The 17,686-nt window shown below is 65.4% G+C and carries 23 protein-coding genes and 1 tRNA gene; 13 read left to right on the top strand and 11 right to left on the bottom strand.

What is annotated here, in order from left to right:
• Nucleotides 1-32: 32 nt before the first annotated feature.
• Nucleotides 33-686: a maleylacetoacetate isomerase gene (gene maiA / locus ACNHKD_RS06320; protein WP_442756224.1), complete on the bottom strand. Its 654-nt coding sequence runs from the start codon at nucleotides 684-686 to the stop codon at nucleotides 33-35.
• A gap of 106 nt (nucleotides 687-792) precedes the next feature.
• On the opposite strand from maiA, the gene hppD reads away from it, so the two are divergent.
• Genes hppD through ACNHKD_RS06305 form a run of 3 tightly spaced genes read left to right on the top strand, consistent with a single transcriptional unit; the run spans nucleotide 793 to nucleotide 4,206 of the window.
• The gene (gene hppD, locus ACNHKD_RS06315; RefSeq protein WP_442756223.1) at nucleotides 793-1,905 is read left to right on the top strand and encodes a 4-hydroxyphenylpyruvate dioxygenase; all 1,113 of its coding nucleotides are present in this window, start codon (nucleotides 793-795) and stop codon (nucleotides 1,903-1,905) included.
• Nucleotides 1,902-3,191 carry a homogentisate 1,2-dioxygenase gene (hmgA, locus tag ACNHKD_RS06310; RefSeq protein ID WP_442756222.1) on the top strand — a complete coding sequence of 430 codons (1,290 nt, stop codon included), beginning with the start codon at nucleotides 1,902-1,904 and terminating at the stop codon, nucleotides 3,189-3,191. The genes hppD and hmgA overlap by 4 nt, the downstream gene beginning before the upstream one ends.
• Before the next feature lie 7 nt (nucleotides 3,192-3,198).
• The gene (locus tag ACNHKD_RS06305) at nucleotides 3,199-4,206 is read left to right on the top strand and encodes a fumarylacetoacetate hydrolase family protein (protein ID WP_442756221.1); all 1,008 of its coding nucleotides are present in this window, start codon (nucleotides 3,199-3,201) and stop codon (nucleotides 4,204-4,206) included.
• A 9-nt stretch (nucleotides 4,207-4,215) separates the two neighbouring features.
• Here the strand turns inward: ACNHKD_RS06305 and phhA are convergent, their stop codons facing one another.
• Nucleotides 4,216-5,091 (bottom strand): phenylalanine 4-monooxygenase, encoded by an 876-nt coding sequence (gene phhA / locus ACNHKD_RS06300; protein WP_442756220.1) that lies wholly within the window; start codon nucleotides 5,089-5,091, stop codon nucleotides 4,216-4,218.
• Between the two features lie 110 nt (nucleotides 5,092-5,201).
• Between phhA and ACNHKD_RS06295 the strand changes: the two genes are divergently transcribed.
• Nucleotides 5,202-6,698: a CoA-acylating methylmalonate-semialdehyde dehydrogenase gene (locus ACNHKD_RS06295; protein WP_442756219.1), complete on the top strand. Its 1,497-nt coding sequence runs from the start codon at nucleotides 5,202-5,204 to the stop codon at nucleotides 6,696-6,698.
• Between the two features lie 14 nt (nucleotides 6,699-6,712).
• Nucleotides 6,713-7,594, top strand: coding sequence for a 3-hydroxyisobutyrate dehydrogenase (gene mmsB, locus ACNHKD_RS06290; RefSeq protein WP_442756218.1), 882 nt, complete (start codon nucleotides 6,713-6,715; stop codon nucleotides 7,592-7,594).
• Nucleotides 7,595-7,630: 36 nt separating this feature from the next.
• Here the strand turns inward: mmsB and ACNHKD_RS06285 are convergent, their stop codons facing one another.
• From ACNHKD_RS06285 to ACNHKD_RS06270, 4 genes are all read right to left on the bottom strand, one after another.
• Complete coding sequence (locus tag ACNHKD_RS06285; RefSeq protein WP_442756217.1) at nucleotides 7,631-7,894, bottom strand: hypothetical protein; 264 nt, start codon at nucleotides 7,892-7,894, stop codon at nucleotides 7,631-7,633.
• 442 nt (nucleotides 7,895-8,336) lie between these two features.
• Complete coding sequence (locus ACNHKD_RS06280; RefSeq protein WP_442756216.1) at nucleotides 8,337-8,567, bottom strand: hypothetical protein; 231 nt, start codon at nucleotides 8,565-8,567, stop codon at nucleotides 8,337-8,339.
• Between the two features lie 55 nt (nucleotides 8,568-8,622).
• A complete protein-coding gene (locus ACNHKD_RS06275) occupies nucleotides 8,623-8,919 on the bottom strand; it encodes a hypothetical protein (protein ID WP_442756215.1) in 297 nt (98 codons plus the stop codon).
• 77 nt (nucleotides 8,920-8,996) lie between these two features.
• Nucleotides 8,997-9,818: a division plane positioning ATPase MipZ gene (locus tag ACNHKD_RS06270; RefSeq protein WP_442756214.1), complete on the bottom strand. Its 822-nt coding sequence runs from the start codon at nucleotides 9,816-9,818 to the stop codon at nucleotides 8,997-8,999.
• Nucleotides 9,819-10,095: 277 nt separating this feature from the next.
• Here ACNHKD_RS06270 and ACNHKD_RS06265 point away from each other — a divergent pair, with 277 nt between their 5' ends.
• On the top strand, nucleotides 10,096-10,317 hold the full coding sequence (locus ACNHKD_RS06265) for an alkylphosphonate utilization protein (RefSeq protein ID WP_442756213.1): 222 nt from the start codon (nucleotides 10,096-10,098) through the stop codon (nucleotides 10,315-10,317).
• A gap of 76 nt (nucleotides 10,318-10,393) precedes the next feature.
• Nucleotides 10,394-10,609: a SlyX family protein gene (locus tag ACNHKD_RS06260; protein ID WP_442756212.1), complete on the top strand. Its 216-nt coding sequence runs from the start codon at nucleotides 10,394-10,396 to the stop codon at nucleotides 10,607-10,609.
• Between the two features lie 85 nt (nucleotides 10,610-10,694).
• Here ACNHKD_RS06260 and ACNHKD_RS06255 read toward each other — a convergent pair whose 3' ends face one another.
• Nucleotides 10,695-11,408, bottom strand: coding sequence for an SDR family NAD(P)-dependent oxidoreductase (locus ACNHKD_RS06255; protein ID WP_442756211.1), 714 nt, complete (start codon nucleotides 11,406-11,408; stop codon nucleotides 10,695-10,697).
• A gap of 122 nt (nucleotides 11,409-11,530) precedes the next feature.
• Nucleotides 11,531-11,938 carry an MAPEG family protein gene (locus tag ACNHKD_RS06250; protein ID WP_442756210.1) on the bottom strand — a complete coding sequence of 136 codons (408 nt, stop codon included), beginning with the start codon at nucleotides 11,936-11,938 and terminating at the stop codon, nucleotides 11,531-11,533.
• Nucleotides 11,939-12,010: 72 nt separating this feature from the next.
• On the opposite strand from ACNHKD_RS06250, the gene ACNHKD_RS06245 reads away from it, so the two are divergent.
• The gene (locus ACNHKD_RS06245) at nucleotides 12,011-13,012 is read left to right on the top strand and encodes a cupin domain-containing protein (protein WP_442756209.1); all 1,002 of its coding nucleotides are present in this window, start codon (nucleotides 12,011-12,013) and stop codon (nucleotides 13,010-13,012) included.
• 52 nt (nucleotides 13,013-13,064) lie between these two features.
• Here ACNHKD_RS06245 and ACNHKD_RS06240 read toward each other — a convergent pair whose 3' ends face one another.
• Entirely contained in the window at nucleotides 13,065-13,595 is a 531-nt protein-coding gene (locus tag ACNHKD_RS06240; RefSeq protein ID WP_442756208.1) for a flavin reductase family protein, read from the bottom strand.
• Nucleotides 13,596-13,750: 155 nt separating this feature from the next.
• Between ACNHKD_RS06240 and ACNHKD_RS06235 the strand changes: the two genes are divergently transcribed.
• From ACNHKD_RS06235 to arsB, 3 genes are all read left to right on the top strand, one after another.
• Nucleotides 13,751-14,104 (top strand): ArsR/SmtB family transcription factor, encoded by a 354-nt coding sequence (locus tag ACNHKD_RS06235; RefSeq protein WP_442756207.1) that lies wholly within the window; start codon nucleotides 13,751-13,753, stop codon nucleotides 14,102-14,104.
• Nucleotides 14,097-14,624: an arsenate reductase ArsC gene (locus ACNHKD_RS06230; protein ID WP_442756206.1), complete on the top strand. Its 528-nt coding sequence runs from the start codon at nucleotides 14,097-14,099 to the stop codon at nucleotides 14,622-14,624. Before ACNHKD_RS06235 ends, ACNHKD_RS06230 begins: the two co-directional genes overlap by 8 nt.
• Nucleotides 14,625-14,793: 169 nt before the next feature.
• Nucleotides 14,794-15,825 carry an ACR3 family arsenite efflux transporter gene (gene arsB, locus ACNHKD_RS06225; RefSeq protein WP_442756855.1) on the top strand — a complete coding sequence of 344 codons (1,032 nt, stop codon included), beginning with the start codon at nucleotides 14,794-14,796 and terminating at the stop codon, nucleotides 15,823-15,825.
• Between the two features lie 44 nt (nucleotides 15,826-15,869).
• On the opposite strand, the gene ACNHKD_RS06220 is transcribed toward arsB, so the two are convergent.
• Nucleotides 15,870-15,944: transfer RNA gene (locus ACNHKD_RS06220), tRNA-Val, on the bottom strand.
• A gap of 51 nt (nucleotides 15,945-15,995) precedes the next feature.
• Complete coding sequence (locus ACNHKD_RS06215) at nucleotides 15,996-16,691, bottom strand: HAD family hydrolase (protein ID WP_442756205.1); 696 nt, start codon at nucleotides 16,689-16,691, stop codon at nucleotides 15,996-15,998.
• A 131-nt stretch (nucleotides 16,692-16,822) separates the two neighbouring features.
• Here ACNHKD_RS06215 and ACNHKD_RS06210 point away from each other — a divergent pair, with 131 nt between their 5' ends.
• Entirely contained in the window at nucleotides 16,823-17,218 is a 396-nt protein-coding gene (locus tag ACNHKD_RS06210; protein ID WP_442756204.1) for a hypothetical protein, read from the top strand.
• A complete protein-coding gene (locus ACNHKD_RS06205) occupies nucleotides 17,218-17,607 on the top strand; it encodes a thiol-disulfide oxidoreductase DCC family protein (RefSeq protein WP_442756203.1) in 390 nt (129 codons plus the stop codon). Before ACNHKD_RS06210 ends, ACNHKD_RS06205 begins: the two co-directional genes overlap by 1 nt.
• The last annotated feature ends 79 nt before the right edge of the window (nucleotides 17,608-17,686 follow it).

Raw genomic sequence — 17,686 nt, 5'->3', positions numbered from 1 at the left:
ATAGCGGCTATATTTGCCGATGCGCGGACGTTTCAAGGCGCCGGCGACGTTGGCTCGGCGTCCGGTTGCCTGCTTGGGTGCGCGGCGGCGAAAGCCGGATGTGCGGCGCAGACATCGGCGACCTGACGTATCTTCGGATAAGGCTCAAGCAAGACGCCGAAGCGCTCGGCGTTGAAGACCTGCGGCGCGAGACAAATGTCGGCGAGGCTCGGCGTATCCGTGAAGCAGAACGGCGCCGGCGCGATCATCGCTTCGATCGCCTCGAAGCCGGCGGTGATCCAGTGACGACGCCAGGTCTCGACAGATTCTCTGTCAAGTTTGAGCTCGCGGCGCAGATAGTCCGTCACGCGCAAATTGCCGAGAGGATGAATTTCACATGCGACGATGAGCGCGACGGCGCGGGCTCGGGCGGCGACCACCGCGTGAGAAGGCGTGAGCGGGGGCTGCGGGCGGATGGCGTCCAGATAGTCGATGATCGCCAAGGATTGCGTCAGCACGCGGCCATCGTCGAGCTCGAGCGCCGGCGCCAGCCCTTGCGGGTTCTTTTCCCTGTAGGCCGCGCTCCGCTGCTCGCCGCCGTCGCGCAGCAGGTGCACGAAGCGCCGCTCCACCGCGAGCCCCTTCAGCGCAAGGGCGATGCGTACGCGATAGGCCGCCGAGGAGCGCCAGTAATCGTAAAGGATCATGAGAAAGGCCTCCCGATCGGCGCCAACCGAAGTTGCAGATAGGGCTACACGCGCGAAACCGCCGCCATATTTTTTGGTTCACCAACCTCGCGAGAGGCAAAAGGCGATGACGGCCCTGTCCATGGAAACGCCCCCTGTCGTTTCGACCGACAATCCCATGGGGACGGACGGGTTCGAGTTCGTCGAATTCGCCCATCCCGATCCTGCAAAGCTCGCGGCGCTTTTCGAGACGATGGGCTTCGTCGCAGTGGCGCGGCACCGTTCCAAGGACGTGACGCTCTACCGTCAGGGCGACATCAACTACGTGCTCAACAATGAGCCGGAGAGCTTCGCCGCGGCCTTCGCCCGCGAGCATGGACCCTCGGTCTGCGCCATGGGATTCCGGGTCGCCGACGCGGGCCTGGCGCTTAAACGCGCATCCTTGCTCGGCGCGAATATCGTGTCGCACAAGCCCGGACCGATGGAGTTGCATATTCCGGCGATCGAGGGCGTCGGCGGCGCGCTGATCTATCTCGTCGACCGCTATGGCGGCAAAGGCTCGATCTGGGACATCGACTTCCGCTGGACGGGCGCCGCCGATCCGAGGCCGGAGGGCGCCGGTCTCCTCGCCATCGACCATCTCACCCACAATGTGCGGCGCGGCCGCATGGACGCGCTGGCGGACTGGTATGCGCGCCTCTTCAACTTCCGTCAGATCCGCTATTTCGACATTGAGGGACGCTTCACCGGCCTGCATTCGCGCGCGATGGTGAGTCCCTGCGGCAAGATCCGCATTCCCATCAATGAAAGCGCCGACGAAACCAGTCAGATCGAGGAGTTTCTCGATGCTTATAACGGCGAGGGCGTGCAACATATCGCCTGCGCCTGCCGCGACATTTACGACACGGTGGAGCGGCTGCGCCGAAACGGGCTCGATTTCATGCCGGCGCCGCCGGACACCTATTACGAGGCGATCGAGTCGCGCCTGCCGGACAATGGGGAGCCTGTTCACCGGCTGAAAGAGCTCGGCGTCCTCATTGACGGGGCCAGCGCGCCCCAGGCGCAGCCCAGGCTCCTGCTGCAGATTTTCTCGAAGACCGTCGTCGGGCCAATCTTCTTCGAATTCATTCAACGCAAAGGGGATGAGGGATTCGGCGAAGGCAATTTCCAGGCGCTTTTCGAGTCGATTGAAGAAGATCAATTGAGGCGCGGCGTCTTGAAGCCGGAGGCCGGCGCATGAGCTATATGAGCGGCTTCGGCAATGAATTCGCGACCGAAGCCCTGCCCGGCGCGCTGCCGGAAGGACGCAACTCGCCGCAGCGCTGCCCTTATGGTCTCTACGCCGAACAGATCTCAGGCTCGGCCTTCACCGCGCCTCCGCCCGCCAACAGACGCTCCTGGCTTTATCGCATTCGCCCTTCCGTTCTCCATGCGCGCCGCTTCGCGCCGCAGGATTTTCCGCTTTGGCGAACGGCCCCCGCTCGCGCTCCCGAGGCGCCGTTCAGCCAATTCCGCTGGGGACCGACGCCCATCCCAAGCGGGAAGCTCGCCTTCGTCGGTGGCATGCGCACGATCGCTTGCTGCGGCGACGCAGATGCGCGTGCGGGCATGGCGGCTGGCGCCTATGTCGCGACGGCGGATATGGTCGACGAGTATTTCTACGACGCCGATGGCGAACTTCTCCTTCTTCCGCAGGAAAGCGCTCTGCGCATTGACACGGAGTTCGGCCGCATCGACGTCTCGCCCGGCGAAGTCTGCCTCCTTCCACGCGGAGTGAAATTTCGCGTCTCGCTGAAAGACGGTCCCGCGCGCGGCTATTTTTGCGAGAATTACGGCGCGCCTTTCACCCTGCCCTATCGCGGCGCCATCGGCGCGAACGGCCTCGCCGCGCCTCGTGACTTCCTTACCCCTGTCGCGGCCTTCGAAGACGTCGAGCGCGCGAGCCGGGTCACGGTGAAATGGGGCGGGCGCTTTTACTCGTCCGAGATCGGCCATTCGCCGCTGGACGTCGTCGCCTGGCATGGCAATTATGCGCCTTTCAAATACGATCTTCGCAAATTCGCGCCGATGGGCGCGCTGCTCTTCGACCATCCCGATCCCTCCATATTCTGCGTTCTCACGTCGCCCTCTACGCAGCCCGGCGTCGGCGAGGTGGACTTCGTGATCTTCCCCGAGCGCTGGCAGGTCGCGGAGGATACGTTCCGTCCGCCCTGGTTTCACATGAATGTGATGAGCGAATTCATGGGACTTATCTTTGGCGCCTATGACGCCAAGCCGGAGGGTTTCACGCCAGGCGGCATGTCCTTGCACAACGCCATGCTGCCGCACGGGCCCGACGCCGCCGCCTTCATCGCGGCGACGGAAGCGGAGCTGCGACCGTCGAAGCTGGAGAATACGCTCGCGTTCATGTTCGAAACGCGATTGCCGCAGCATCCTGTGGATTACGCCCTGTCGCTGGAAACATTGCAGCGGAACTACGCCGACTGCTGGTCGAACCTGCCGAAACGTTTCAGCGGAAAGCCATGAGGCGCATATGAAGCTTGCTTCTCTCAAGGGCGGACGCGACGGACGGCTCGTCGTCGTGTCGCGCGACCTGACGCATGCGACGCTCGCCGATGACATCGCGCCGACGCTTCAGGCGGCTCTCGACGACTGGGAGAGCGCCGCGCCGAAGCTGACGGCGCTTGCGGAACAGGTGGAAGCGGAGACAACCGCCCTCTTCCGCTTTCGCGAACGCGACTGCGCCTCGCCTTTGCCGCGCGCTTTTCAGTGGGCGGACGGCTCGGCTTATGTCAACCATGTCGCCCTGGTCAGGCGCGCGCGTGGCGCCGACATTCCCGAAAATTTCTGGACCGACCCGCTCATCTATCAGGGCGGGTCCGACGCCTTTCTCGGGCCGCGCGACGCGGTCCCGCTCCTTGACCAGGCATATGGTCTCGATCTCGAGGGCGAGATCGCCGTTGTCACGGACGACGTTCCCATCGGCGTGACGCCCGAAGAGGCCCGCGCGCACATAAAGCTTGTCATGCTCGCCAACGACGTCACCTTGCGCGCCCTCGTGCCGGGCGAACTCGCCAAGGGCTTCGGTTTTTATCAGTCGAAGCCGTCCTCCGCCTTTTCGCCTGCCGCCGTCACGCCCGACGAACTCGGCGGCGCCTGGGATGGCGCCCGGTTGTCTCTGCCGCTGCTGACCTCCATCAATGGAGCGCCGCTGGGCCATCCCAACGCCGGCATTGATATGACCTTCGATTTCGGCCAACTTATCGCACATGCCGCGCGCACGCGGCGATTATCCGCGGGCGCGATCGTCGGCTCGGGCACGGTTTCGAATCGCGCGGCCGATGGCGGTCCGGGGCTTCCCATTTCGAAAGGCGGCGCGGGCTATTCCTGCATCGCGGAGCAGCGCACGGTCGAAACGCTGCTGACCGGCGCGCCGGTCACGCCTTTCCTGAAGGCAGGCGATGTCGTGCGGATCGAGATGCTCGACGGGAGGCGCCATTCGATCTTCGGCGCGATCGAGCAAATCGTCGAGGCGTGGTGACTCAAAAGCTCAGGCGGCCGCGCCCTTGCTGTTGAAGTAGCGATGATCGCCTCTCGTGATCACCCGGTCGCCCGCGACGATCTCATGCGCCTCGATATCGGGCTGCCCGCGGAGAGCGTCATAAAGAGCGCCGAAATCCTGATAACATTCGTCGAGCAACTGATCGAAACTGTCGACGACGAAATAGCTCTGCTGAAAATCGCTGATGATGTATTTCGTGCGCATGACGCGCATGAGATTGAAACCGATGCGGTTCGGCGACGAATCTTCGAGCGAGAACGCTGTCTCTCCCGGCGAGGAGAGAATGCCCGCGCCGAATATGCGCAAGCCCTGCGCCGTTCGGATGAGGCCGAACTCCACCGTGTACCAGTAGAGCCGAGCGAGGTTATGAAGCTGGCCGCGCTGCAGGGCGCGCGCGCCGCCCTTGCCGTAGGCTTCGAGAAAGCGGGCGTAGACCGGATCGGCGAGCAGCGGGACATGGCCGAAAACGTCGTGAAAGACATCGGGCTCGGAAAGATAGTCAAGCTCGCGCTCGGGCCGGATGAAGGCGCCCGCCGGGAAGCGGCGATGGGCGAGATGGTCGAAGAAGGCGTCGTCCGGGATAAGCCCGGCGACGGGCACGACGCGCCATCCTGTCAACGCGCTAAGCCGATCGCTCAATTCCGAGAAATTCGGAATGCCGGCGCGCGACAGTTCAAGCTTCTGCTTCGCGGCGATAAAGGCGTCGCAAGCGCGGCCGGGCAGAAGCTCGGCCTGGCGCGCGAAGAGCCGGTTCCAGCGATCGTGCTCCTCGGCCGTATAGGACGCCCAGTCCTGGTCGATCGTCCAATCGTCCTTGCGCGGCGCGCGCGCATAGCGGTTCTTTTCTTGCGATGCTACGGCCATGGCGGACCTCGCTCGTTGAGACATATGTATGTCGGCCGCCTTGCGCTTGAAGTCGTCAACGGGCGGCTACGGGCCTATCCGCTGCCGCGTTGCGCTCTAACTACTTTCTCATGTCAGATATCGCGCACTTTATCGACGGCCGCCGCGTCCCGGGAAGGAGCGGCCGCTACGGCGACATTTTCAATCCGGCGACCGGCGCCGTGGTGGCTCAGGTTCCGCTCGCCTCGCGCGACAAGGTTCGCGAGGCCGTCGAAAGCGCCAGGCATGCGCAACCCGCATGGGCCGCCGTCAATCCCCAGCGCCGCGCGCGCGTGCTGCTGAAATTCCTCGAGCTGGTCGGGCGCGAGCATGAGTCGCTTGCGAAACTGCTTTCGAGCGAACATGGAAAAACCATCGCGGACGCGCGCGGCGACATACAGCGCGGCCTCGAAGTCGTGGAATTCAGCGCGGGCGCTCCGTATCTTCTCAAAGGCGCCTACACGGACGCGGCGGGGCCGGGCATAGATCTCTATTCCATGCGCCAGCCCCTCGGCGTCGCGGCCGGCGTCACGCCGTTCAATTTCCCCGCGATGATCCCGATGTGGATGTTCGCTCCCGCCATCGCCTGTGGCGACGCCTTCATCCTTAAGCCCTCGGAACACGACCCCGGCGTGCCGCTGCGTCTTGCCGAGCTGATGATGGAAGCGGGCCTGCCGGCCGGCGTGCTCAATGTCGTCAATGGCGATCGCGAGGCCGTCGACGCCCTTCTCGACGACGCCGACGTGAAGGCGATCGCCTTTGTCGGCTCCTCGCAGATCGCCGAATATGTCTACGCGCGGGCCTGCGCGTCGGGAAAGCGCGCGCAATGCTTCGGCGCGGCGAAGAATCATATGGTCGTCATGCCCGACGCCGACATGGATCACGCCGTCGACGCGCTCATCGGCGCGGGCTATGGCTCGGCGGGCGAGCGTTGCATGGCGATTTCCGTCGCGGTCCCCGTCGGGAAGGAAGCGGCGCAAGCGCTCCTCGCCCGCCTCGTCCCGCGCGTCGAAAGCCTGAAGATCGGCTTGCCCGCCGACGCGAGCGCCGATTTCGGTCCGCTCGTCACGAGAACGCATCTCGACCGGGTGAAGAACTATGTCGCGCTCGGCGTCGAGGAAGGCGCGAAGCTCCTCGTCGACGGACGCGGCTTCAGGATGCAGGGCTACGAAGACGGCTTCTTCATGGGCGGCTGCCTCTTCGACGACGTGACGCCGCAGATGCGCATCTACAGGGAAGAGATTTTTGGCCCCGTGCTCTCCGTCCTTCGCGCGCGCGACTACGAGGAAGCGCTCGCGCTCGTCAGCGCGCATGAATATGGCAACGGCGCCGCGATCTTCACGCGCGACGGCGGCGCCGCGCGCGACTTCGCGACGCGCGCGCAGGCGGGCATGATCGGCGTCAACGTGCCGATCCCGACGCCACTCGCCTATTATACATTCGGCGGCTGGAAACGCTCGGCCTTCGGCGATCTCAATCAGCACGGCGAGGACGCCTTCCGCTTCTACACCAAGACCAAGACCGTCACCTCGCGCTGGCCGGGCGGCGTGCGGGAGGGCGCGAGTTTCGTCATGCCCACAATGTCCTGATCGCGGAGCAAGTCATGGGCCGCATCGCCTTTATCGGACTGGGCGCCATGGGCGCGCCGATGGCGCGCAATCTCGCCGCCGCAAAGCTCGACGTCGCAGGCTTCGACAGCGCCGAGGCGGCGCGCGAAAAGGCTGCGGCTTCCGGTCTCGACGCGCGCGCGTCGCTCGCGGAGATTGCGACGGGCGCGGGAGCGGTCGTGACGATGCTGCAGAATGGCGAGCAGGTCCTAGCCGTGTGGCGCGAAGCGCTCCCATTGGCGCGTGAAAACGCGCTCTTCATCGATTGCTCTACAATCGACATCGTCGATGCGCGCGCGGCGCATGAACTCGCCCGCAAAGCCGGCGCGCTGTCGGTCGACGCGCCCGTTTCGGGCGGCGTCGCGGGCGCGGAGGCTGGAAGCCTCACCTTCATGTGCGGCGCGACAGGCGGCGCCTTCGCGGCGGCGACGCCGATTCTCGAAAAGATGGGCGCGCGCCTCTTTCACTGCGGCGGCCCCGGCCTCGGACAGGCGGCGAAACTTTGCAATAATCTGATGCTCGGCGTCGCCATGATCGCGACGGCGGAAGCCTTCACCCTTGCGGAGCGGCTTGGACTGCCGGCCCGGACCCTTTTCGAGGTCGCCGCCGCGTCCTCCGGCCAATCATGGTCGCTGACGACTTATTGCCCCGTCGCCGGGCTCGCGCCGGCCTCCCCGGCCAATAAAGATTATGCCGCAGGCTTCGCCACGAAGCTCATGCTGAAGGATTTGCGGCTTGCGGAAAGCGCGGCGGCGAAATCCGGCGCGGTCACGCCGCTCTGCGCCGCGGCGGCGCAACTCTACGCCCTTTACGAAGCCCGAGGCGGCGGGGGGCGAGACTTTTCCGGCGTCATCCAGATGCTTTCGGGAAAAGCCTGAGCCGCGGGCGCGGCCATTCGGCGCGCCCGCGACGCGTCAACGCTTCTTCTTTTTGCCGCTGGTCCTCGGCGAATCGGAAGCCTGCGAAACAAGTCCCATCTCGGCGCGGCAGTCGTCGGTAAGCGAAACGGCGGCGGCCCGAAGGCAGCTCTCGATCGCGACAACATCCGGAATTTGCGCCTGGCACAAACGCTTGGCGTCGTCCTCACAGGCCTCGCGCTGAGCGGCCGTGCCTTGAGCGAAAGCCGGGGCGGCCACGAACAGCGACAGCAAAGCCGAGAGCCGGATAAAGTTGCGCATTCACACGTCCCTTCTTGATGTTCGGTTCCTGCGGACGCAGGCTGAGCAGATCATACGTGACCCGCGCCGGCCAAGAAACCGCCTTGGCCTTCCGGATCGCGCTGCGATCGGACGAACCGGCCTGTCGCGGAAAGGTCGATCCTTTCCACAGTTCGCAGCACGCCACTTCGTAAACCGGTTCACATTTTTTCGTGGCGCGCTCTAGGCTGGAAAACGTCGTTCCGGCCAGTTCTCCACAGGCAAGTTTCCCGACTCCGGCGGTTATGACAAAAAAAGAGCCGCTGGTCGGCCAGCGGCCCAAGTTCAGGGAGGAAATGCCCAAGGAGAGCACGGAGAGAGTGGAGGCGCAGGGTGTGGCGAAACTGTGTTCGACGCCTGGTCCCGCGCGCAAACGTGAAAGCCTGTGGCAAAAGGGCCACAGTCTCGCTCAAGCCCGGCAGCGTCAGCGCCCCTTGCTGCCCTCGATCGTGCGCAGTTCGGCCGTGGAAGGCGCCTTGATGCTCGCGTTGAGCTTGCGCAGCATCGTCAGGCAAAGCTCCTTCACCGCCTCGTCCTGCACCGTGTCGGTCAGCCGGGCCACATGGTAGAAGGCCATGGCGCGCTGGGAAACGAGGTCTTCATAGCTGAAGGGATCGGCAAGGCCGTCCATCTCGTCGTCTATATTGTCAGTCATGGAACTCCCGCCTTCCGGTCGCGATAGGCCTCATATTGGGTTTTCCGCCAGAAAATTAAAGGCGCGCGCCGGAGCGTTTGGGCGCCGCGGGCGGCTGGGCGCCCCATATGGTCAAGGCCGAGGGCGCGGCCGCGCCATAGACGGACTGGCGCGCGGCTTCGTGCGGGCTGAGCGCGTATAGGAAATAGGATCCCACCGCCGCGGCGGTCGCGGCGACAACCGTGCCCACAAGCGAGCCCCGCAGCCGCGGAGAGCCCTGCGCGGCCGCGCTGTAAAGGGCCAGCAGCGCGACAATGCCGATGAAGGCGCTGAGCATGGCGAGAAGAAAGAGCGTCTCGACGGCGACGATCATCGCGACCTCCAGCGCATGTCAAGGCGACGCGCCCGCCCCTTCGTAACGCCGGGGCGCGAAAGAAGGTCCGCGAACGGTTATGAGATGCGCCGGCGCTTCTCGGGCGCGGCGCCGTCCGGGTCGGCGGCTGTCGGCCGGGTTTGCGGGCGGCTGAACCGCAGGAGCGTGTTGACAAAATCGGCATAGACGCCGCTCGCCCTCACGGCCTGCTCGAAGAAGTCCTGATAGGGCAGCCGCGCCGGCTCGGCCGCGGCGCGCCCGTCCGTCGCCGACGCCTTGTCGCGCAGCCGCGCGCCGATCGCCCCCCAGAGCGTCGCCATCTCCCGGGCGGCGGCGCCTTTCGGATTGAGCTCCACGACGCCCAGACCAAGGCGCACAGCCTCCTGATAATCGACGCGGGTCGAAACCATCGGCGCGAGCAGCGCGCCCATCTCCTGCAAGGCCTGTGCGCCGCGCGCGACACGGGCGCTCTGTTGCGCGGGCGGGCACTGGTTGAGGAGAAACGCAAAGGCCTTGCCGGACGCCCTGACCTTGGCGAGCGTCGTCTCGCTCGCCCAGATGTCGAGCGTATTGGGCCGCGCCGGGATGACGCAGAGATCGGCGGCGCGGATCGCTTCGTCGGCCTGGGGCGTGTCGCTCGCGGGCGTGTCGACGATGACGAGCGTCACGCCCTCGCGTTCAAGCTGGGCCAGCGCGCGTCCGAGCTTTTCCGCCGGCATGTGCTCAGCCGGAACGTCGAGCGCCTTGCGGGCGCGCGACCATTTGACCAGCGATTGCAGCGGATCGAGATCGCAGACGAACACGCGTTCGCCGGCCTTGCGCGCGGCGACCGCGACATTGGAGGCGAGCGTGCTTTTGCCGGCCCCGCCCTTCTGCGTGACAAATGCGACGATATGCATGTCTTGATGCTTCCCTCGAGCCTGCCTCGGGGACCGAACGCGAACGCGACGAAAACGCGAGAGGAAACGCTTACGCTTGGGAAACGGGGCCGACGCCCCGTCGCTCACAATCAGAGGTTTTGTGACGTTACTATCAAGGACCGACGCGACAAAGCGGTTTTGCTGGTCAGGATGCGGAAATGGGCGACCGAGAAAGAGTCGGCCGGCATTGTGCAAGGGGCCTCCGGGACGCTAACGGTTCTGCGGGCCGATGGCGGCCCGCGAGCAGGAGACAGGGATGAGCGACGTCGTCGTCAGGGACAGCAATGGAACCGAGTTGAAGGACGGAGACTCCGTCACGCTGATCAAGGACCTGAAGGTCAAAGGCTCCTCCATCGTCCTCAAGCGTGGAACGCTGATCCGGAACATCCGCCTGACCGACGATCCGGCCGAGATCGATTGCAGGGCCGAGAAGGTGAAGGACCTTGTCTTGCGGACGGAGTTTGTGAAGAAGGCGTGAAGCTTTCGCTTCGGCCCCGGCGGGCGCCTGCCGGGGCCGGAGCGGCCGCGCGCCGCCGAAGCGGATGGAATGGAAAATGAGCGACATCCTTTCAGATCATGCTTCTCGCCTCGACGCGCTGGAGGCGCTGATCACGCATCAGGAGAGGATGCTCGCCGAGCTGAACGAGGTCGTCACGTCCCAATGGCGAAAGATCGACGTTCTGGAGCGGCAGGTCGCTCAACTTCGCGATGAAATGCAAAATATCGGCCCCGCCCGCGAAGCTCCCGAACCGCCGCCGCCGCATTACTGAGAAGCCGCGCGAAGCTCGCCATTTCGGGCGACGGCCCGGGAGGCGCGACGAACGGCGTCGCTCCGCTCTCGGGCCCCTGCCGCATTCACCACTTCTCGCCGAAGGGACGGGCTTCCGCCTCGAAGCTCCATGCCGAACGCTCCTGACGCGTAAGGGCGAGAGCGATGTCCGCAATCGCGGCGGGCTTGATGAAGAAGTCGTCGGGCTTGTCGGAAAGCATCTTCCGCGTCTCCGGACCGCCAACCACCCCATCCACGATAATCAGCGACACATGCACGCCCTTCGGCCACAAATATCGGGCGAGCGACTGCGCCAGCGACCTCTGCGCGGCCTTGGCGGAGGCGAAGGCCGCCGTCCCCGCCATGCCGCGCAGCGAGGCCGTGGCGCCGACGACGACGATGCCGCCGCGTGCGGAGGCCGCCATGCCCGGGATGACGCGGCGCGACGCCAGAAACAGGCCGAGCGTATTGACGCGCCAGGCCTCCTCGAAATCCGCTTGCGTCACCTTTTCCACATCGCCCCAGACGCCCTTGCCGGCATTGTAGATCAGAACCGCGGCCGGTCCCTGTTGCGCTTCTATGGCGGCGAAGGCGGCCTCCACCGAGGCGGCGTCGGTTAAGTCGCATCCGAACGCCGCGCCCCGCAATTCGGCCGCAAGCGGCTCAATCCGATCCTTGCGCCGGGCAAGCAGCGCAACGGAATAGCCTTCGGCCGCAAAGCGGCGGGCGAAGGCCTCGCCGTTTCCTGGCCCGACGCCTGCGATGACGCAGACCGGACGGCGTTCGGCGACTTCGCTCATGGGCTGGCTCTCCGACATGTGGCGGATAAAATCGCGGCGAACGACTCTCTCGCGTAGATTTGTGTCCGGAACGAAGGCCGCCAAGCCTCGCGCGGGCCGCGAATCCAAGCGCGACGGATGGCTTACACGTAGCCGAAGATGCGCAGGAACAAGGTTGCCTCCGCCGCGAAGCCGATCAGGAAAGCGACGGTGCGCAGGATCGGGACGCCGAGGGCGTAAGCGACGGCATGCGCGAGTCGGCCCCAGAAATAGAGCGCACAGGCGAGCGCCGTCGCCGGCGAGGCGAGGCCAAGCGCATGCACGACGAGCGCCAGCGGGGCAAAAACCACAAAATTCTCGACGGCGTTACGGTGCGCATTGACCAGCCGATACGCCCACTCCGCTTCAGCCTGCATGTTGCGCTCGGGGGTCTTTAGCGTTCCCCAGACGCCGAGCTCGCGAAAGCGGTTAAGCACGATCGGAACCCACAGCAGGCCGGTCAGAGCGGCGGAAAGGGCCACATAGGTCAATTCGGGGGGCTGATTTATCATTGAGCTTCTCCGGCTCGCCGGCGGCGCCGGCCTGACGGAGAAATGAGCTACGCCGCTGCGGCGATCTTATCTATGATCGAGACAACCGATTTCTTGACCGGAACGACCGTCGTGACGCTCGCGGACCCTTTGGACGACGCGCTGGAAGATCTGCGCATTTCCGGCTCCGTGCTTGTCCACGAGGCCTACAAGGCGCCATGGGCCGTCGACGTGCCGGCGGAATCCCGGCTTCGCGACCTTCTCGGCGTCGGCGCGGACATGCGGGTGACGCCCTTCCATCTGGCCCGCCGGGGCGGTTTCGATCTGGGGCGCGAGGGAGAGACGATCGGACGGGTGGAGGCTCCCGAGCTGTTGTTGCTGCCGGGCGGATCCCCGCATCGCCTGTCCGATGGCTCCGGCGCGAGCCCCGCGCCATTGGAGGCCATCCTGGGCGACGACAGGCGATATGGGGCGCCGAAGGACGAGCCGGGAGCGACGGAACTGATTTGCGGCGCCTTCGTCATGCGCGCCGCGCCGCTCAACCCGCTCCTGGGCGCCCTCCCGTCGGCGCTGAAAGTCGCGACTGGCGGAAGCGGGGCCAGCCGCGCCCTCGCGGGAGCCGTCGACATGCTGGCGGCCGAATGCGGCCGGCGCTCCCGCAACGGCTTCACCGCCCAGCGCCTGCTGGAGGTCCTGTGCGCCGAGGCGATCCGCGCCTTTCAGCAGGCGCGCCCGGGCGATGAGCCCGGCTGGTTCCGGGGGCTTGGCGATGCAAAAATCTCCGACGCCATCCGTTACATACACGCCGCGCCAGACGCCGATTGGAGCGTGGATTTGCTGGCCGCGCGCGTCGCCCTGTCGCCATCCCGCTTCGCCGCGCGATTCCGCGAAACCATGGGCGAGAGCGTCATGGCCTATGTCAGCCGCTGGCGCGCGAATGTCGCCTGCCGGCTGCTACGCGAAACCGATCTCTCTCTCGACGAAGTCGCGACGCGGGTCGGCTATGAGAGCGTCCCGGCGTTCAGCCGCGCGTTCAAGGCGCTCGTGGGCCGACCGCCCGCCCAATGGCGCCGCGCGGAGACGGCGATTGTCTAGTTTTGTCGCGGCAGGCGTCCGGCTAGGTTACGCGCGGCGGCGGCCGCCGCGATTACGGCATTTTGGATGTCAGCTCGATGAGCTCGCCGTCTACGGCGAACTTCCCAAAGCCCTGATGATGAATCGTTTTCGGATTTTCCTGTTCTGGATCGATCCAGGCTTTCACCCCTTCCAGAACAAAGAGCCCGTAACGGTTCACGAGTCGCGTATCGACAACCCGGCATTCGACGTTGGCGAAGCACTCAGCCACGAGCGGCGAGGCGACATGTTCCGCTTTTTTGGGCGTCAGATGAAAAACGGAAAACTTGTCGACGTCGCGACCGGAGCAATTGCCAATCGCTACAACCTTCTCCGCCAGTTGGACGGCCGGAATTGCGATCACGCATTCCTTCGTCGCTCTTAGCGCGACAAAGCTGTGATCGCGGTCGCTGACGATGCAGGCGATAAGGGGCGGCTCGAAATCAACCATCATGTGCCAGGACATTGTCATGACGTTGGCGCGACCTTTGCGGGACGTCGTCAAAAGGACCACAGGGCCAGGTTCAAGCAGTTGATAGACTTTGGATAAGGGCCAATTCCTCATCGGCGCCGTTCCTTCTTCGATCGACGATCAGGAAGGCTACCACCTGGCCATCCGTCGCGCGCCACTCATCGCGCCGTTCGCCACGACGGGCGAAGCTTCCACGCCAGAGGCGCGAAGGTCTTGCGGCCGCAATATTTATCTGTCATTCTGGAAATATGGATAATACCGATGCGATCGCCGCCCTCGCGGCCCTCGCCCAAACCACCCGGCTGGACGCGTTCCGCCTTCTGGTCGAGCGCGAGCCGAAAGGCGTGCCGGCCGGCGAGCTGGCGCGCCTTATGGCCGTGCCTCAAAACACCATGTCGGCGCATTTGAGCATTCTGGCTCGAGCCGGATTGGTGAGCGGGGAGCGGCGCAGCCGCTCGGTCATTTATCGCGCAAACCTCGCCCGCTTCCGCGAAGTCGCGCTGTTTCTTCTGAAAGACTGTTGCGGCGGGCGTCCAGACGTTTGCGCGCCGCTTATCGCTGATCTCACCCCTTGCTGCGCAAAGGCGGAAGCCAATGACTGACCGAGTCTACAACGCCCTCTTTCTCTGCACCGGCAACACGGCGCGTTCGATCATGGCGGAAAGCGTCCTGCGCAAGGACGGCGCCGGCCGATTCAACGCCTTCTCGGCGGGGAGCCATCCCAAGGGCGCGATCAACCCTTACGCCATCAAGACCCTTGAGGCCTACGACTATCCGACGGATGGCCTTCGCTCCAAAAACTGGGAGGAGTTCGCGGCTCCCGGCGCGCCTGTGATGGATTTTGTTTTCACCGTCTGCGACAACGCGGCGGGCGAAGCCTGTCCAATCTGGCCGGGTCAGCCGATGACGGCGCATTGGGGCATTGAAGACCCCGCGACGGCCGGAGGCTCCGATTTGGAGAAGCAGCGCGCCTTCAACCGCGCCTTCCAATACCTGAAGAACCGCATTTCGCTGTTGCTGGCGACGCCGATCGCCCGCCTCGACAGGCTGGCGCTGAGCAACCGCCTGCGCGAGATCGGCGAGTCTGAAGGCGCGACCCATGGCCGCACGGTAGGAGCATGAGCGTGACAATCCGCGATTGCGCCGGCGCTGGAAAAAGAGCCCCCGGATGGCGCGCCTGTTGGACTTGCGCCCCCGTCATCGAGTCCGTCCCATCATTTGAGAATGAGTAGCCGCCATGAGCGAAGCGACAACCATCCGGAGCGCTCCCAAAATCAATAAGGCCCCCGCTATGGGCTTCTTCGAGCGGTTTTTGACGCTCTGGGTGGCGCTGTGCATCGTCGCCGGCATTGTCCTTGGCCAAGCCATGCCCTCTGCCTTCCGCGCCATCGGCGCGGCGACGGTCGCCGAGGTCAACCTACCGGTCGCCGTGCTGGTCTGGCTCATGATCATCCCGATGTTGCTGAAGATCGACCTCCGCGCCCTCGGGCAGGTCAAGGCGCATTGGCGCGGGATCGCCGTGACGGTCGGGATCAACTGGCTGGTGAAGCCCTTCTCCATGGCGCTGCTCGGATCGATCTTCATCTCGCACCTGTTCAGGCCTTTCCTGCCGGCGGAACAGATCGACGGCTACATCGCCGGATTGATCCTGTTGGCGGCGGCTCCCTGCACGGCCATGGTCTTCGTCTGGTCCAACCTCGTCGACGGCGAACCGCACTTCACCTTGTCGCAGGTCGCGCTCAACGACGGCATTATGGTCGTCGCCTTCGCGCCGATCGTCGCGCTGCTGCTCGGCCTCTCCTCCATCACCGCGCCATGGAACACGCTGCTGCTGTCCGTTGTGCTCTACATCGTCGCGCCTGTCGTCGCCGCCCAGCTCTGGCGACGGGCATTGCTGGCGCAAGGCGGACCGGATACATTGAAGAAGACGCTCGCAAGGCTCGGCCCGCTGTCCCTGTCGGCCCTGCTGCTGACGCTGGTCATCCTGTTCGGCCTGCAAGGCGAGCAGATCGTCCGCCAGCCGCTCGTCATCAGCCTCCTTGCCGTGCCGATCCTCGTCCAGGTCTATTTCAATGCGGGCGCCGCCTATCTGCTGAACCGCGCTCTCGGCGTCGAATGGTGCGTCGCCGGTCCCTCCGCGCTCATTGGCGCGAGCAATTTCTTCGAGCTGGCGGTCGCGACTGCGATTACGCTCTTTGGCTTCCAGTCCGGCGCAGCGCTGGCGACGGTCGTCGGCGTCCTCGTCGAAGTGCCGGTCATGCTGTCCGTCGTCCAGCTCGTCCGCCGCTCCCGCGGCTGGTATGAGAGCGCAAAAGCGGCGTGAGGCGTCGCCGAGACACAGGCAGTGCAGACAGGTCTGTGATTTAATGGTGGGCGGCACAGGGATTGAACCTGTGACCCCTCCCGTGTGAAGGGAGTGCTCTCCCGCTGAGCTAGCCGCCCGCCGCGATTTCCGCGGAACGCTCTCCCTGTAAGAGAGGCGGCGCCGTTCCGTCAAGTGTGCGCGAAGGCGGAAGCCGGGAGAATCGCTTTGGCCGCCGTCCAAAGCTCGTCGAAATGCGAAATCACCCGGTCGGGCGCGAGCTCCGCCACCGGGATCTCGGTATAGCCGAAATCGACCGCCACCACGGGCGCGCCGGCGTTTCTGGCCGTATCGATATCGGTCTTGGAGTCGCCCACCATCACGGCGCGGCGCGGATCGCCGCCGGCCGCCTCTATGGTCAGCGCCAGCGTGCGAGGGTCCGGCTTGTGCATGGGGAACGTCCCCCGCCCGCAGATCGCCGCAAAGCGATCGGCGGCCTCCAGCTTCTCCAGCAGGAGTCGGGCGAGCGGCTCCGGCTTGTTGGTGCAGACCGCGAGCCTGAAGCCCGCTTCCGCAAAGCGGTCGAGTGCGGCGAGCGCGCCGGGGAAGAGCGCGCTTTCGTCCGCGATATGGGCCTCGTAATGGGCCAGAAAATCCCTGACCAGCGGGTCGACGCGCTCGGGCGGCGGCGGCGCGCCGTTGAGCGCGAAGCCGCGCTCGATCAGCGCCCGGGCGCCCGCGCCCACGAGACTGCGGGCGGCGGACGGCGCGACCGCGGGCAAGCCCTCACGGGCCAGCAGGACATTGAGCGTCGCGACGAGGTCGCGGGCGGTGTCCGCCAAAGTGCCGTCGAGATCGAAAACGAGAATGGGCGCGCGCTGGGTCATGGGGCCGGAGGTAAAGGCCGCGCTCGCCCAGATCAAGCCGCGGGCGGGAAATTCGGCTCGGGCGAAAATTCGCTTATGAGGCCCGCGGCGCGTGTAGACTGCCCCGACCGATTCGCAACAGGAGTGGCGAGATGCGTCTTTCGCAGTTTTTCCATGGGCGGCGCCGCCTGTCCCTCGCCGCGGCGCTTCTGGCCGCCGGAACGGCCGACGCGGCGGGCGCCCCCGGCAATTACGAGTTCCTCGCCGCGCCGCAGACCGACCTCAACCGCGTCTTCCGCCTCGACAAGGCCACGGGCGAAGTCGGCGCCTGCCAATACGGCCTGAAAGAAGGCTCCTCCATCGGCGTCACTCTGTGCTATCCGCCCGGCGAAGGCGCCAAGGCCGGCACTTTCAGCGAATACGCCCTCGTCGCATCGCGCCACACCGGCGAGGGCGGCGTCTTTCGCGTCGATCTGCGCTCGGGCATGATGTCGATCTGCTTCGTTCTGAATGAAAGCTCGGTCGTCTGCACCCCGCAGGCGAAATAATGGATCGGGCCAAGCCGTCGGGACTGACGGTATGGTACAACGCCAAATGCCCCGTCTGCGATGGCGGGATAAATTTCCAGAGAAGCCGGCTGATTCGAGCCGCGCGGGCGGGCGATATCGACTTTCGGGACATCAACGCCGAGCCGGAGGCGCTGGCGCGTTTCGGCGCGACTCTCGACGATGTGCGCCGTCGGCTCCACGGCGTCGACGCCGCGGGCCGCCTCCATGTCGGCGCGGCCTGCGCGGTGGAAATCTGGCGGCGCACGCCCGGCGACCAGTGGCTCGCCCGGCTCGTGGATTCGCCGCCGGTCAGGCCGCTCGCCAGCTTCGCCTACGACCGTTTCGCCGACCTGCTTTTCGCCTGGAACCGCCGGATGGGCCGCTGGTGACGTTTTCGGGTTGAGTCGCGTGGCGTAAGGCTCTATCGGCGATAGTCTCACCGCCTCGCGGCCGCCGACCTGCTGGACC

The organism is Methylocystis sp. JAN1 (assembly GCF_052186135.1).
Classification (GTDB): Bacteria; Pseudomonadota; Alphaproteobacteria; order Rhizobiales; family Beijerinckiaceae; genus Methylocystis.
This window is presented reverse-complemented; position numbering and strand designations above follow the sequence as displayed.